Annotated in this window: 11 protein-coding genes; 5 read left to right on the plus strand and 6 right to left on the minus strand. The window is 72.9% G+C overall.

The features are described from left to right. The 5 genes from fabF to ACN28G_RS17885 all read left to right on the plus strand — a co-directional run bounded on the left by fabF (position 1) and on the right by ACN28G_RS17885 (position 6,048). Positions 1 to 1,227: a beta-ketoacyl-ACP synthase II gene (gene fabF / locus ACN28G_RS17865; protein WP_091441687.1), complete on the plus strand. Its 1,227-nt coding sequence runs from the start codon at positions 1 to 3 to the stop codon at positions 1,225 to 1,227. Positions 1,228 to 1,249: 22 nt separating this feature from the next. After that, a complete protein-coding gene (locus tag ACN28G_RS17870; protein ID WP_091441690.1) occupies positions 1,250 to 2,671 on the plus strand; it encodes an acyl-CoA carboxylase subunit beta in 1,422 nt (473 codons plus the stop codon). Positions 2,672 to 2,888: 217 nt separating this feature from the next. Further along, on the plus strand, positions 2,889 to 4,457 hold the full coding sequence (locus ACN28G_RS17875; RefSeq protein ID WP_421479813.1) for an amidohydrolase family protein: 1,569 nt from the start codon (positions 2,889 to 2,891) through the stop codon (positions 4,455 to 4,457). Positions 4,458 to 4,533: 76 nt separating this feature from the next. Next, positions 4,534 to 5,244, plus strand: a complete 711-nt coding sequence (locus ACN28G_RS17880; RefSeq protein ID WP_091441695.1) for a class I SAM-dependent methyltransferase — start codon at positions 4,534 to 4,536, stop codon at positions 5,242 to 5,244. Between the two features lie 150 nt (positions 5,245 to 5,394). Next, a complete protein-coding gene (locus tag ACN28G_RS17885) occupies positions 5,395 to 6,048 on the plus strand; it encodes a lipoprotein (protein ID WP_139135736.1) in 654 nt (217 codons plus the stop codon). Between the two features lie 108 nt (positions 6,049 to 6,156). On the opposite strand, the gene ACN28G_RS17890 is transcribed toward ACN28G_RS17885, so the two are convergent. The 6 genes from ACN28G_RS17890 to ACN28G_RS17915 all read right to left on the minus strand — a co-directional run bounded on the left by ACN28G_RS17890 (position 6,157) and on the right by ACN28G_RS17915 (position 13,576). Then, positions 6,157 to 7,083: an ROK family protein gene (locus ACN28G_RS17890; RefSeq protein WP_421479816.1), complete on the minus strand. Its 927-nt coding sequence runs from the start codon at positions 7,081 to 7,083 to the stop codon at positions 6,157 to 6,159. Then, positions 7,080 to 8,636 carry an argininosuccinate lyase gene (locus ACN28G_RS17895; RefSeq protein WP_421479817.1) on the minus strand — a complete coding sequence of 519 codons (1,557 nt, stop codon included), beginning with the start codon at positions 8,634 to 8,636 and terminating at the stop codon, positions 7,080 to 7,082. Before ACN28G_RS17895 ends, ACN28G_RS17890 begins: the two co-directional genes overlap by 4 nt. Before the next feature lie 71 nt (positions 8,637 to 8,707). Further along, positions 8,708 to 9,655, minus strand: a complete 948-nt coding sequence (locus ACN28G_RS17900) for an amidohydrolase family protein (protein ID WP_421480931.1) — start codon at positions 9,653 to 9,655, stop codon at positions 8,708 to 8,710. A 2-nt stretch (positions 9,656 to 9,657) separates the two neighbouring features. Next, positions 9,658 to 10,722, minus strand: coding sequence for a creatininase family protein (locus ACN28G_RS17905; RefSeq protein ID WP_421479819.1), 1,065 nt, complete (start codon positions 10,720 to 10,722; stop codon positions 9,658 to 9,660). Further along, entirely contained in the window at positions 10,719 to 12,506 is a 1,788-nt protein-coding gene (locus tag ACN28G_RS17910) for an ABC transporter permease (RefSeq protein WP_421479821.1), read from the minus strand. Before ACN28G_RS17910 ends, ACN28G_RS17905 begins: the two co-directional genes overlap by 4 nt. Further along, a complete protein-coding gene (locus ACN28G_RS17915; protein ID WP_421479823.1) occupies positions 12,503 to 13,576 on the minus strand; it encodes an ABC transporter ATP-binding protein in 1,074 nt (357 codons plus the stop codon). The genes ACN28G_RS17910 and ACN28G_RS17915 overlap by 4 nt, the downstream gene beginning before the upstream one ends. Positions 13,577 to 13,766 lie beyond the last annotated feature (190 nt).

The following is a 13,766-nucleotide window of genomic DNA, read 5'->3' on the forward strand; positions in this document are numbered from 1 at the left end:
ATGAGCCGTATCGACGTCGTCGTCACCGGGATCGGCGCGACCACTCCGCTGGGCGGGGACGTCGCGTCGACCTGGGACGCCATGCTCGCCGGCCGCTCCGGGGTGGGTGCCCTCACCCAGGAGTGGGCCGCCCAGCTGCCGGTCCGGATCGCCGCCAAACTCGCCGTCGACCCGTCCGAGCTGATCGACCGGGTCAAGCTGCGCCGGCTGGACCGGTCCGAGGCGATCGCGCTGATCGCCGCCCGGCAGGCCTGGGCCGACTCGGCGCTGGCCGACTCCGGGCTGGACCCGGAGCGGCTGGCGGTGAGCGTGGGTTCCGGGATAGGTGGCGCGATCACCCTGCTCGACCAGGACGACATCCTGGAGGCCTCCGGTCCCCGGCGGGTCTCCCCGCACACCGTGCCGATGCTGATGCCCAACGGCCCCGCCGCCTGGGTGGGGCTGGAGCTGGGCGCGAAGGCCGGCGTGCACTCGGTGGCCAGCGCCTGCGCCACCGGCGCCGAAGCCATCTCGCTCGGCCTGGACCTGATCCGCGCCGGTCGGGCCGACGTGGTGGTGGCCGGCGGCACCGAGGCGGTCATCCATGCGCTGCCGATCGCCGGTTTCGCCTCGATGCGGGCCATGTCGACCCGCAACGACGACCCCGAGCGGGCCTCCCGCCCGTGGGACAAGGGCCGGGACGGCTTCGTGCTCGGTGAGGGCGCCGGCGTGCTGATCCTGGAACGCGCCGACCACGCCGCCGCCCGGGGCGCCAAGGTCTACGCCCGGCTCGCCGGGGCGGGGGTCACCTCCGACGCGTACGACATCGTGCAGCCGCACGCCGAGGGCGAGGGCGCGATCCGCGCGATCAAGAAGGCGATCGCCGACGCGGACGTGGCGAAGACCGACATCATGCACGTCAACGCCCACGCCACCTCCACCCCGGTCGGGGACATGCTGGAGATCGGCGCGCTGCGGGCGGCCCTCGGCGACCACCCGGTGCTGACGGCCACCAAGTCGATGACCGGGCACCTGCTCGGCGCGGCCGGCGCGCTGGAGTCGATCGCCACCATCCTGGCCATCCGGGACTCCGTGGTGCCGCCGACGATCAACCTCGACGACCCGGACGAGAACCTCGACCTGGAGGTGGCCGCGCACAAGGCGCGGCACATGGAGATCCCCGCCGCACTGAACAACGCGTTCGGCTTCGGCGGTCACAACGTGGCTCTCGTCTTCACGCGGGCCTGAGACCACAGCCTTGGAGGCTCAAGTGACGACCACCGCCATCGCCGCTGACAGCTCGACGGTCGACCACCGGGACCCACAGGTCCGGCTGCGGGCCCTGTTCGACGCCGGCACGCTGCGCCTGCTGGCTCCGCCGGACACCTCCGGGGTGCTCTGCGCGCGCGGTGAGATCGAGGGCACGCCGGCCATCGCGTACGCCACCGACGCCACCCGGATGGGCGGCGCGATGGGCACCGAGGGGTGCCGGCACATCGTGGAGGCGATCGACACCGCCGTCCGGGAGCGGGTGCCGGTGCTCGGCCTCTGGCACTCCGGTGGCGCACGACTGGCCGAGGGCGTGGTCGCGCTCGACGCCGTCGGCCAGGTCTTCGCCGCCATGGTCCGGGCCTCCGGCCGGGTACCGCAGATCTCGGTGGTGTTCGGTCCGGCCGCCGGTGGCGCGGCCTACGGGCCGGCGCTCACCGACATCGTGGTGATGAGCGGCGGTGGACGGATCTTCGTGACCGGCCCCGAGGTGGTCCGCAGCGTCACCGGCGAGCAGGTCGACATGGAGCGCCTCGGCGGCCCCGAGGCGCACGGCCGACGCTCCGGCGTGGTGCACGTGACCTGCGCCGACGACGCGGCGGCACTTGCCGAGTCGCGCAAACTGGCCGCGCTCCTGGGCCACCAGGGCCGGCTCTCCCCCGACGACGTGGCCGGCGACCAGACCGGGCACGACCTGACGGCGAAGATGCCGGTCGAGACCAACCGGGCCTACGACGTCAAGCCGGTGGTCAAGGCGCTGCTCGACGCCCCCGGCGTGGAGCTGCACGCCAAGTGGGCGCCGAACGTGGTCACCACGCTCGGCCGGTTCGCCGGCCGGACGGTCGGCGTGATCGCCAACAACCCGCTGCGCCTCGGCGGCTGCCTCGACGCCTCCAGCGCCGAGAAGGCGGCCCGGTTCGTGCGGATGTGCGACTCGCTCGGGGTGCCGCTGATCGTGCTGGTGGACGTGCCCGGCTACCTGCCCGGCCTGGGTCAGGAGTGGGACGGCGTGGTCCGGCGCGGGGCGAAGCTGCTGCACGCCTTCTCCGAGGCGGTGGTGCCGCGGGTGACCCTGGTGACCCGCAAGGCGTACGGCGGGGCGTACATCGCGATGAACTCCCGCTCGCTCGGCGCGACCGCGGTCTTCGCCTGGCCGAACGCGGAGGTCGCGGTGATGGGGGCCAGCGCCGCGGTCAACATCCTGCACCGCAAGAAGCTCGCCGCCGCCCCCGCCGAGGAGCGCGAGGCGCTGCGCGCCCAGCTGATCGCCGAGCAGATCGAGGTGGCCGGCGGGGTGAACCGGGCGCTGGAGATCGGCGTGGTCGACGATGTGATCAAGCCGGCGGAGACCCGGCGACGGATCGCCGAGGCCCTCGCCGCCGCCCCCGCCGCCCGCGGCGCCCACGGCAACATCCCCCTCTAACGGGGGGTAAGGAAGGGCCCCCTGCTAACGCTTTCGGTATAGCAGGGGGCCCTTCTTAACGCCCGAGCCCGGGTGGGTGGCGGTGGGTCGAGGAGCAGGGCACGCATCGTCACACCCGGTCGTCGGCCGGGTGCCAGACCGCGGGCCGACCAGCGACTTCATTCCATGGTCATCGGCGTGTGATCGGCCCGAAACGACCCCTTCCTAGCTTTCGCTCATGCATACCCCCATGGCCCCCGAGCCTTCGTACGGCGATTCTCAGAACATCGACGGAACGACACTTTTCGACGATTGCGGCAGGCCTGTTCCAGCGCACCCGATCGGCCGGCGGGCGATTCTCGCCGCCGCCGGAGCCACCGCCGTCGCGCCGTTTCTCGCCGGTTCCCCGGCGACCGCCGCCGCCGGCCCGCACGCCCCGAACAGCCGCCCCGGCAAGAAGCCGGCGCGAGGACACTACCTGATCAAAGGGGCCGCGCTGGTCTCCGTCGACCCGGCGATCGGTAACCGGGCCAAGGCCGACATCGAGGTACGCGACGGCCGGATCGTCCAGGTCGGCACCAATCTCACGCCCCGCGGCGCCAAAGTGATCGACGCCTCCCGCATGATCGCCATGCCCGGATTCGTGGAAACCCACTATCACATGTGGAGTGCCCTCGGCCGCAATTTCGTCTCCACCGGTTTCGAGTACTTCGCCGCGAAATCGGCGACCGTCGCCGCGTACCGGCCGGACGACTTCTACCACAGCGTGCTGCTGGGTCTGGTGGAGTGCGCCAGCGCCGGCATCACCACGGTCAACAACTGGTCGCACAACACCCGGGGCCCGGAGTACGCCGACGCCGAGCTGCACGCCCACGCCGACGGCCTGGTCCGGGCCCGCTACTCGTACGGGCACCGGGACGGTCAGCCCGGCACCCAACCGATCGACTTCGCCGACATCGACCGGGTGACCCGTACCTGGTTCGGCACCAGGTCCCCGTTTGACGGCCTGGTCCATCTGGGAGTGAACCTGCGCGGGCCGGGACAGCTGGCGAACTTCCTGGTCGAGATGACCGAGGTGCAGAAGCGCAAACTGCCTGTCTCGGTGCACTCCGGTCAGGGACCCACCACCGCCGTACGCGCCGCCGAACTGGAGCGGATGGGCGTACTCGGGCCGGACTTCCTCCTCTGCCACGCCCTGCCGTTCGACGAGGCGGACCGGCAGGCGATGGTCCGCACCGGCGCACCGGTCAGCTTCTCGGTGCACTCCGAGTTGCGGCTCGGCACCGCCGGCGGGTTCCACGGCCAACTGCTGCGGATGCTGGCCGCCGGGATCACCGTCTCGCTGTCGTTCGACGCCAGCTCGTTGGCCCCGATCAACATGTTCGAGTCGATGAACGTGGCCTGGAACCTGGGTATCCCGTACCTGGGTACGGACACCGCCGACCTGCCGGCGGTAGTGTTCCGGCAGGCGATCGAGATGGCCACCATCAACGGCGCGAAGGCCCTCGGCCTGGAGAAGGTCACCGGGTCGATCACCCCCGGCAAGCGGGCCGACATCATCCTGATCCGGGCCGACGACCTGAACATCGCCCCCGTCGGCGACCTGGAGTCGACGGTGGTGCGCTCGGCCACCCCGGCGAACATCGACACGGTACTCATCGACGGTCGGATCGTTAAACGGAACAGGTCGGTGGTCAGCCACGACGTCGACAAGGTGGTCCGGAACGCGGCGGCAGCCGCGCACGCCGTCCGTACCCGGGCCGGTGGGATCCTCACCCCGACCACCTCGAAACCCCCCGCGTTCTGAATCCAGCCCGCCGGCTGGGGCACAATGCGACGGCGAGGTGCGCCAGCGCCCGGGAGACACACCGCGAGGAGTACGCGTGGAGGCGACCGAGATCCGCAAGTTGGCCGCCCTGGAGGACACCCACTGGTGGTACCGGGAGCGGCGGATCCTGTTGGCGCGGGCGCTGCGCCGGCTGGCCGAGGCCGGGCAGCGGCCAAGCAGGGCGCTGGACATCGGGGCGGCCGGCGGCGGGAACACCCGGGTGTTGCGGGCGCACGGGTGGCGGCCGGTGGCCCTGGAGTACAGCGTCGAGGGTGCCGGGGTGGCCCGGGAGCGAGGGCTGGACGTGATCCGCGCCGACGCCCGGCGGCTGCCGCTGCCCACGGCCAGCCTGGGCCTGGTGGTCGCCTTCGACATCCTGGAGCACGTCGACGAGGACCACCTGGCCGCCGCGGAGATCCACCGGGCCCTCCGTCCGGGCGGCACCGCGCTGATCGCCGTACCGTGTGACATGCGGCTGTGGTCGGCGCACGACGTGGCGGTGGGGCACGTCCGCCGGTACGACCGGGAGTCGTTGCGAACGACGGTGGAGCGGGCCGGGCTGGTGGTCGACGAGTTGTGGAGCTGGAACGTGCTGCTGCGGCCGGTCGCTGCCTGGCGGCGCCGCCGCTCCACCGGCAGCGACCTGGACCAACTTCACCCGGTGGTCAACCTCGGCCTGCGGACCGTCATCGCCGCCGAACGGTACCTGCCGGTGCGGTCAGCGCCCGGGGTCTCGCTGATGCTCCGGGCGCACCGCCCCGGCTGAGGTCGCCGGCGCACCACCCCCGCTGGTGTCACCGGTGCACCGGCGCGCCGAGCGGAGGGCCGCGCCAGGAGGGCCGCGCGACGGTGCCTCGGTGGGCTAACGTCCGTCGGCCGCCGACGCGGCGGCACTGCGGATCGACGAGGAACCCAGATGCATCGACGAGTGGCCGTACTGGCCGCGCTCACCCTGACCGTCATCACCGGCTGCGCCGGAGGCGAGGACGGCCCAGTCGGATCGGTGGCCCCGTCGGCCAGCGGCCAGGTCGCGGCCGGTCCGCCCTGGCACGACGAGATCGCCCCGGCGGCGGCCGGTGGCACGGTCGGTGGCCCCGGCAGCGGCTGCGAACTGCCGGTCACCTTCGACGTCGTGAAGGGACGGACCGCCAAGCCGGTCAGCGAAGACGGCCTGGGCCAGGAGCTGGCTAAGATCACCGGTGCGACCCCCCGTTGCGAGATCGACGGTCGGCCGGACAGCGCCGGTTTCCTGCGGGTGTGGACGGCGGCCCAGCCGACGGTCGAGCCCCGACCGGCGTTGGAGGCGTACCTGGCCGGGGCGGGGCAGCTGAGCAGCAAGGTCACCGACGCGCAGTACCGGACGGTGCGGGCCGGCACCTTCGACGCGGTCGAGGTGTCCTGGATCGCCACCAGCGAAAATCTCGACGAGAAGCAGCGGGAGTGGGCCCTGGCGGTGCGGGCCGGTGAGCAGACCGTGCTGCTGACCGCAAACGAGAGCATCCTCGCGGAGATCGAGGACGTCGTCCCGGGCTACCGCCTGGCCGCCCGGACCCTCGCCCCCATCACCTGACCCGGTGGCCCGCCACCACCTGACCCGGTGAAGGAAGGGCCCCTTGTTAACGGGCGGTGGTGAGCGGGGTACCCCTCTCTACCGAAAGCGTTAACAAGGGGCCCTTCCTTACACCTGGGCGGGGACGGCCTCGCGGGCCAGGGTGACCGCACCGAGCAGGGCGGCGTCGTCGGCGAACCTGGAGAGCACCAACTCCGGGCGGTGCGGCAGCACCTCGGTGAGCCGGTCGGTGAGCAAGCCCCGGATCAGCTCGCTGCCGGCCACCCCACCGACCAGCACCACCCGCTGCGGATCGAGCAGCAGGCAGCACGTGACCAGGTGTCGGGCCAGCTCGTCGAGGCGGGTCAGGAGCGCCGCACGCAGGGCACCCGGAGCCCCGGAGCGGTCGGCGAGCCCCGCCGCGCCGCCGGCGACGCCCAGTTCGGCGGCGAGGCCGTCCAGGGCCCGGCCGGAGAACTCCAGCTCCAGCATGGTTCCGGGCCAGGGTGTGCCACTGACGGCGTACCCGATCTCGCCGGCCGCGCCGTGGTGCCCGGCGAGCACGATGCCGCGCACCGTCACCGCTGCCGCGACCCCGGTGCCGAGCCCGACGACCAGGCCGGGGTCGGCGTCGCGCAGGGCACCGAGGCGCAGCTCGGCCAGGGCTGCGGCGTTCAGGTCGTTGTCGACGGCGACGGTGGCCACCCCGAGCCGGGCCCGGACCGCCTCGGCCAGCCGCAGGCGTTCCCAGCCGGGCACGTTCGGAGCCAGGTCGATGCCGTCGGGGCGGACCACCCCGGGCGAGGCGATCCCGGCGGCGTCGACCGTGCCGCCGTGCGCGGCGACCAGCTTCGCGGCGAGGGTCAGGGCCCGCTCCAGGGCCTGTGGCGCACCCTGCTCGGCGTGCGTCGGCACCCGCTCGTGGGCGAGCAGCCGGCCCTGGCCGTCGGCCACCCCGACGGCCATCTTGGTGCCGCCGAAGTCGACGCCGAGCAGCAGCCCGTGTTCCCCGCTGTCGACCGCCGCCGACCGTCCCGGCAACCGGACACTGGTCATCGGACCACTGCCCCGGCCGAGTCGGGGCCGGCCGACGCCGGCCCGACCGTCGCCGCACCAGAGCCGGCCGACGTCACACCAGAACCGGCCGAGTCGGGGCCGGCCGCCATCGCCTCGGCGGTGGCGTCGAGGGCGGTGTCGGCGGCGGCGAGCCGCTCGCGGACGGCGGCCAGCCGTCGGGACACCTGGTCGAACCGGGCGCGCACCAGGTGGACCTGGGTGCGGACCGCCTCGATGCCCGGGCCGTCGGCCTGGGCCCGGTCCAGCACCTGGGCCGGCTGGACGGCGGCGGTGATCAGGTCGGTGACGGCGTGGTCGGTCAGGGGTGCGGTAAGTCCCTCGGCGGCCTGCCGGACGGTCTCGGCGGTCCAGGTTGCCGGTTGTCCGGCGCGGACCAGCCGGCCGACCACCGAGTGCGCGGCCCGGAACGGTACGCCGTGGCGGGTGAGCGCGTCGGCGGCGGCGGTCGTGGTGGCCCCGGAGGCGACGATCTCGGCCGCGGACGGTGGCTCCAGTGGCTCGATCTCGGCGAGGAAGCCGCCGAGCAGGGCGAAGAACCGGTCGGCACGGTCGTTGCTCTCCCAGAGCCGGACCTGCACGTCGGTGGTGGCGTTGTTGGAGTCCTCCCACCAGGCCGCGCCGACGTTGTTGAGCACCGAGGCGGCGTCGGCGGCGGCCTGACCGGCGTAGGAGACCAGATGTTCCAGCACCACCGGGTTGCGCTTCTGCGGCATGATGCTGCTGCCCTGGGTGAAGTCGCCGGGGGTGGTCACCCAGCGCCAGCTCAGCCAGTCCATCAGGGTCCGGGCCAGCCGGGCGCCGGTGGCCAGGGACCGGGCGTTGTGGGTGCCCACCTGGACCAGGTGGTCGGCGCCGGCCACCGCCTCGTACGAGTTGGTGACCAGGGCGGCGAAGCCGAGCAGCTCGGCGACCCGGGCGGGGGCGATGTCCAGGTCGGTGCCGGCGAAGGCGCAGGAGCCCAGCGGCGAGGTGTTCAGCGTGTCGATCAGGTCGGCGTAGCCGAGGGCCTCACCGGCCAGCGCCTCGGCGTACCCGGTCAGGGCGTGGCCGATGGTGGTGGGCTGGGCCGGGCGGCGGTGGGTGTAGCCGGTGATCACCACGTCGGCGTACCGGTGGGCGGCGTCCAGGGCGGTGGCCCCGGTGGCGAGGACCCGGTCGAGCACCCCGATCAGCTGGTCGCGCAGGAGCATCCGGAACACCCCGGCGTCGAGGTCGTTGCGGCTGCGCGCCATCTGCACGTCCAGCTCACCGGTGGGGATGCCGCAGGCTGCCGCGAGTCGCTTCTCCACCAGGTAGTAGGTGTCCTCGAAGCTGCCGTCGAAGTCCGGCGCGGGCGCGGTGTCGGCGCGCAGCTCGGCCAACCCGCGCAGCAGCCGGGCCCCCCGGTCGGCCGGCACCAGGCCCTGCTCGGTCAGCATCACCACGTGCGCCTGGCTGGCCCGGACCATCGCCGGGAAGAGGTACCCGACGTGGTGGTCGTAGGTGGGCCGCAGGTGGTGCCGCTGGTACGTGGTCAGCGCGGGTGTGCTCATCAGAGGATCCTTACTTCCTTCCAGGCCGGGGGGCGACTCGGATCGCCGGCCCCGGCGGTGGGGTCGGCCGGTCAGTCGGTCAGGCCGAGCAGCCGTTCGGCGTTCCCGGCGAAGATCGCGCGCAGGTGGTCGTCGGGCAGCCCCAGCTCCCGGCAGATCCGCAGCTGGTCGTCGAGGTAGCGGGTGACGTAGCCACGCGGGAACCAGGACGAGTCGCTGCCGAAGACGATCCGCTGCGGCCCGATGGTCTCGTAGCAGCGGCGGAAAAGGTCCTCCAGGGTCAGCTTGTACGGCATCCAGCGCACCCACTGGTTGGACCCGGAGGTGTCGACGTGGATGTTGGGGCAGCCCCACGCGGCGAAGAGCAGCTCCTGGACGTACTGCACGCCGAAGTGCGGGACGACCACGGCCAGCTCGGGGAAGCGACGGGCCATCCGGGCCAGCTCCTCGGGGCCGCCGTACCGGCCGAAGGTGAGCCCACCGGCACTGCCGTAATGTCCGATATGGATCAGCACCGGCACGCCGAGGCGCTGGGCGGTGCCCCAGAGCGGGTCGAGGTCGGCGCCGTCCAGCGGGCCGCGCAGCAGCGGGGCGAAGAGCTTCAGCCCGCGCAGGCCCCGTTCGGTCACCGCGCGCTCCAGCTCGGCGGCGGCGTCGGGGGCGTACGGATCGTGGTGGGCGAAGCCGAGCAGCAGGTCCGAATGGCGGTCGACCACGTCGGCCACGGCGTCGTTGCCGCCGCCGGTGACGAAGACCGCCCGCCGGACGCGTACCGCCCGCAGTTCCTGCGCCCACCGATCGGCCTCGTCCTGCCAGCGCGGCGCGGGCGGCTCCGGGTCGGGAAAACCCCAGGCCTGCCGCCACGCCCGCGCCTGCGGCGCGGAGGCGGCGGTACGGACGGCCCGGTCGTGCTCCCCGCCGGGGTGCATCCCGGCGGCCTGCTCGCAGGCGTGGATCGTCTCGTCGGCGGCGATCCGGAAGTGCAGGTGGAAGTCGACGACGTCGAGCCCGCGGTCCATGGTCACGCCCCCTCCGGCCCGGCGGTCGGCAGCGGGTCGGCGGTGGGGGCGGCCGGCGACGGGGCGGCGACCCAGGCGGCGACGATCTCCCGGAGCCGGGCGCCGGCGAGCTGCCGGACCCGCCGACCGATGGCCTCGTCGGCCAGCGAGATGTGCCCGGACCAGCCCTGCCAGGGATCGGGTCGGGACTCCACCAGCACGTACGGGTGGCTCACCGGCAGCTTCGGCTTCGGCGGCAGGTCCTCGACCGCGTCGAGGCGTACCGCGTCGGGGTCGAAGCCGAGCACCCCGGAGGTCTCGTACGCGCCGCCGTGGCCGCGCGCCGGCAGGTCGCCGTAGAGGTCGGTGGTCTCCGCCGGGGTGACCAGCTGGAACCAGTTGACCAGCAGCAGGCTGGCGGTGCGCCGGCCGGAGACCCACTCCATCGCAGCCCGGACGGTGGACATGTTGGCGTCGTGACCGTTGACGATCAGCAGTCGGGAGAAGCCGGTGGCGACGATGCCCTCGATCACGTCGGCCAGGTAGCCGACCGCGATCTCCGGGCGGATCGCCACGGTGCCGGGCCACGGTCGGGTCTGTCCGGGGCAGGCCGCGTACGGCACGGCCGGGAAGAGCACCCCGCGCGGCCCGGCGCCGTCGCCGGCGCTCTCGGCCGCAGAACCGTCGCCGGCGCTCTCGGCCGCAGAACCGTTGCCGGCACTCTCGGCCGCAGAACCGCTGCCGGCACTCTCGGCCGCGAAGCCCTCGGCGAGGATGAGGTCGGTGCCGAGCGGCAGGTGCGGGCCGTGCCACTCGACCGCGCCGACCGGCAGCACCGCGAAGTCCGCCGCGGCGGCGACCGCCGCGAGTTCACCGCCGGGCACCCGGCTGACCGGAACCAGCCCACCGGCCCCGCCGAGGACACCACCGGCCGGGCCGGCCGGGCCGGGAGTTCCGCCGGCCGCACCGGGAGCACCGCCGGCCGGGCCGGCCGCACCGGCCGCACCGGGGGCACCGCCGGCCGGGCCGGCCGCGCCGGCCGCACCGGGGGCACCGCCGGCCGGGCCGGACCTCTGAGCAGGGTTCACGCCGTCCACTTCGCCGCCTCCCGGGTGGCCTGCCGGCCGGACTGCAGCCGGCCGGAGACCACCATCACCACGAAGATCAGCACCACCTGGAGCATGCCGTACGCCGCGGCGGTGCCGACCTCGAACGAGTACATCCGGTTGTTGATCTCGACCGAGATCGGTGCGGTCTGCGAGGTGTAGATCAGCACCGAGGCGACGAACTCGCCGACGCCGTTGACGAAGGCGAGCAGCGCGCCGGCGGCCACCCCGGGGATCATCAGCCGCAGGGTCACCGTGCCGAACGCCCGCGCCCAGGAGGCACCCAGGTTGCGGGCCGCCTCCTCCAACGAGGGGTCGATCTGGGCAAGCGTCGCCGAGCTGGACCGGAACACCAGCGGCAGGAACCGCACGAAGTACGCCAGCGGCATGATCCAGAAGGTGCCGATCAGCACCTGACCGAAGCTGAACGCGTTGCCGGTGCTGAACGCCGAGATCAGGTTGATCGCGACCACCGTGCCGGGCAGCGCCCAGGCCAGCATGACCGCCACGTCCAGTAGGGCCCGGCCGCGGAAGTCCAGCCGGCGCACCGCGTACGCGATCAGCACGCCGACCACGACGCAGCCGACGGTGGCGATCAGGCTCATCTGCAACGAGTTGAGGATGGGCTGGAACGCGTCCGGGTCGGAGAAGATCGTGACGAAGTTCTGCCAGGTGTACGCGGACGGGATCACCTCGGTCGTCCAGGAGCCGTCCTCGGAGAACGCCACCAGGCCGATGGTCGCCACCGGGGCCAGCAGGACCATGGTGGCCAGGATCGAGGCGGCCAGGGCGAGCCACTTGCCGAACGGGTTGGTGATCTCCCGACGGTGCGCGGCGACCCCCTTGGACTGGGAGCGGTAGCTGCGCCGCCCCTCGTACCAGCGCATGCCCAGCAGGAACAGCACCGAGACCACCGCGAGCACCGAGGCGTAGGTCGAGGCCATCGGCAGGTCGCCGTTGGTCCGGTTGATGTAGATCTGCATGGTCATCGTCCGGTCCACCCCGAACAACAACGGCGCGGTGTACGACGCCAGCGAGGTCATGAAGACCAGCAGCGAGGCGGAGACCAGGGCCGGGGTGAGCATCGGCAGCAGCACCGTCCGCCAGACCCGGACCCGACCGGCGCCGAGGTTGTAGGCGGCCTCCTCCACCGAGGGGTCCATCCCGGCCAGCGCGGCCGAGGCGGCCAGGTAGAAGAACGGGTACATGGTGAAGGTGTGCACCACCAGCACCCCGGCGATGCCGCTGAACGGCAGCACCGGACTCTCGGTGCCGAGCAGTTGCTGCAGGCCACGCGGGAGGATGCCGGTCTCGCTGTAGAGCAGCTGGAAGGAGATCGCCCCGATCAGCGGCGGCAGCGCCGCCGGCACCAGGATGATCGCCTCGATCAGCCGGCGGCCGGGAAACTGGAAACGCTTGAGCAGGAAGGCCATCGCCACGCCGACGATGCCGCAGAGCAGCACGCTGGCCGCGGAGATGACCAGCGAGGTGAACAGCGCGGAGCGGGCCACCCCCTCGCCGCTGAGGAACCTGCCGTAGTTGGCCACCCCGTCCACCCCGACGCTCTCCGCGAAGGTGGCGAACATCGGCTGCACGACGTACCCGAAGAGGATCAGGGCCAGCGGGAAGACCAGCAGGTACGGGAACCAGCGCGAGTAGCTGCCGCCGGAGAACCGGTCGGCCAGCCGCGGCCGGCGCGACCCGCCGTCCGGGGTGGGGTCCTCGGTGACCGGTGGGATGTTGGCGGCGGTGGGGACAGCGGTCACGGCCGCACCACCCACATCCGCTCCCGGGTCAGTCGCAGCCCGACCTGGTCGTCGACGGCGATCCCGGCCGGTACGTCGATCGCGGCCACCTGCACCGCCTCGCCGGCGACGTCGACGATCAGGTTGGTGGCCATCCCGGTGAACTCGACCTCGCGGACCAGGCCGGGCAGCGCGCCCGGCTCGCTGGTCGAGGTCAGGCCGATGTGCTCGGGGCGGACCGAGACCAGGGCGGTGTCCCCTTCGCGCAGGCCGTGCCCGGCGGGTGCGGCGACCGCGGTCTCGCTGCCCTCGGGCAGTCCGACGGTGACGCTTTCCGCCGCGGCGGCGACCACCGGCAGGCTCAACACGTTGCTGCGGCCGATGAACCGGGCCACGAAGCTGGTCGCCGGCCGGTGGTAGATCTCCTGCGGGGCGCCGATCTGCTGCACCCGGCCGGACTCCATCACCGCGATCCGGTCGGACATCGCCATCGCCTCGGCCTGGTCGTGGGTGACGTAGATGCCGGTGGTGCCGGCCTCCTTCTGGATCCGGCGGATCTCGGTCCGGGTCTCCTCGCGCAGCTTGGCGTCGAGGTTGGACAGCGGCTCGTCCAGCAGCAGCGTCTTGGGCCGGATGACCAGCGCCCGGGCCAGCGCGACCCGCTGCTGCTGACCGCCGGAGAGCTCGTCGATGCGCCGGCCGCCGTACCCGGCCAGGTGCACCTGACCGAGGGCCTCCTCCACCCGGCGCTTCGCCTCGGCCCGGCCGACCTTGCGGATCTTCAGGCCGTACGCGACGTTCTGCCCGACCGACATGTGCGGGAAGAGCGCGTAGTTCTGGAACACCATGCCGGTGTCCCGCTTGTTCGGCGGGCGGCGGGAGACGTCCTCCTGGCCGAACCGGATCCGGCCGGAGGTGGGAAAGTAGAACCCGGCCACCATCCGCAGCGTGGTGGTCTTACCGCAACCACTCGGGCCGAGCAGGGTGAAGAACTCCCCGGCGGCGATGGTGATGTCGACGTCGTCCACGGCTGCGGTGTCGCCGCCGCGCGCGAAGCGCTTGCTGACCGACTCCAGCGTGACATCGATCATGATGTCCTCCTTCAGATGCGCGGGCGGGGTGAAAGGAAGGGCCCCTTCTTAACGCTTCCGGTCGAGAAGGGTCCCCTTCTCACAGCTCCCGCCGCCGCAACGGCGGGCAACGGGTGCAGCGGCGGGCAGTGCCACCGACTTGGGCCACCGGGCGGCACGGGCAGCGCCACCGGCAACGCCGCACCACAAC

Source organism: Micromonospora sp. WMMA1923 (assembly GCF_049179195.1).
GTDB classification, from domain to species: domain Bacteria; phylum Actinomycetota; class Actinomycetes; order Mycobacteriales; family Micromonosporaceae; genus Micromonospora; species Micromonospora yangpuensis.

Excerpts from the sequence above, each read along its gene's own strand:
- fabF (WP_091441687.1), top strand. The coding sequence starts at position 1 with ATGAGCCGTATCGACGTCGTCGTCACCGGGATCGGCGCGACCACTCCG.
- ACN28G_RS17875 (WP_421479813.1), top strand. The coding sequence starts at position 2,889 with ATGCATACCCCCATGGCCCCCGAGCCTTCGTACGGCGATTCTCAGAAC.
- ACN28G_RS17885 (WP_139135736.1), top strand. The coding sequence starts at position 5,395 with ATGCATCGACGAGTGGCCGTACTGGCCGCGCTCACCCTGACCGTCATC.
- ACN28G_RS17890 (WP_421479816.1), bottom strand. The coding sequence starts at position 7,083 with ATGACCAGTGTCCGGTTGCCGGGACGGTCGGCGGCGGTCGACAGCGGG.
- ACN28G_RS17895 (WP_421479817.1), bottom strand. The coding sequence starts at position 8,636 with ATGAGCACACCCGCGCTGACCACGTACCAGCGGCACCACCTGCGGCCC.
- ACN28G_RS17900 (WP_421480931.1), bottom strand. The coding sequence starts at position 9,655 with ATGGACCGCGGGCTCGACGTCGTCGACTTCCACCTGCACTTCCGGATC.
- ACN28G_RS17915 (WP_421479823.1), bottom strand. The coding sequence starts at position 13,576 with ATGATCGATGTCACGCTGGAGTCGGTCAGCAAGCGCTTCGCGCGCGGC.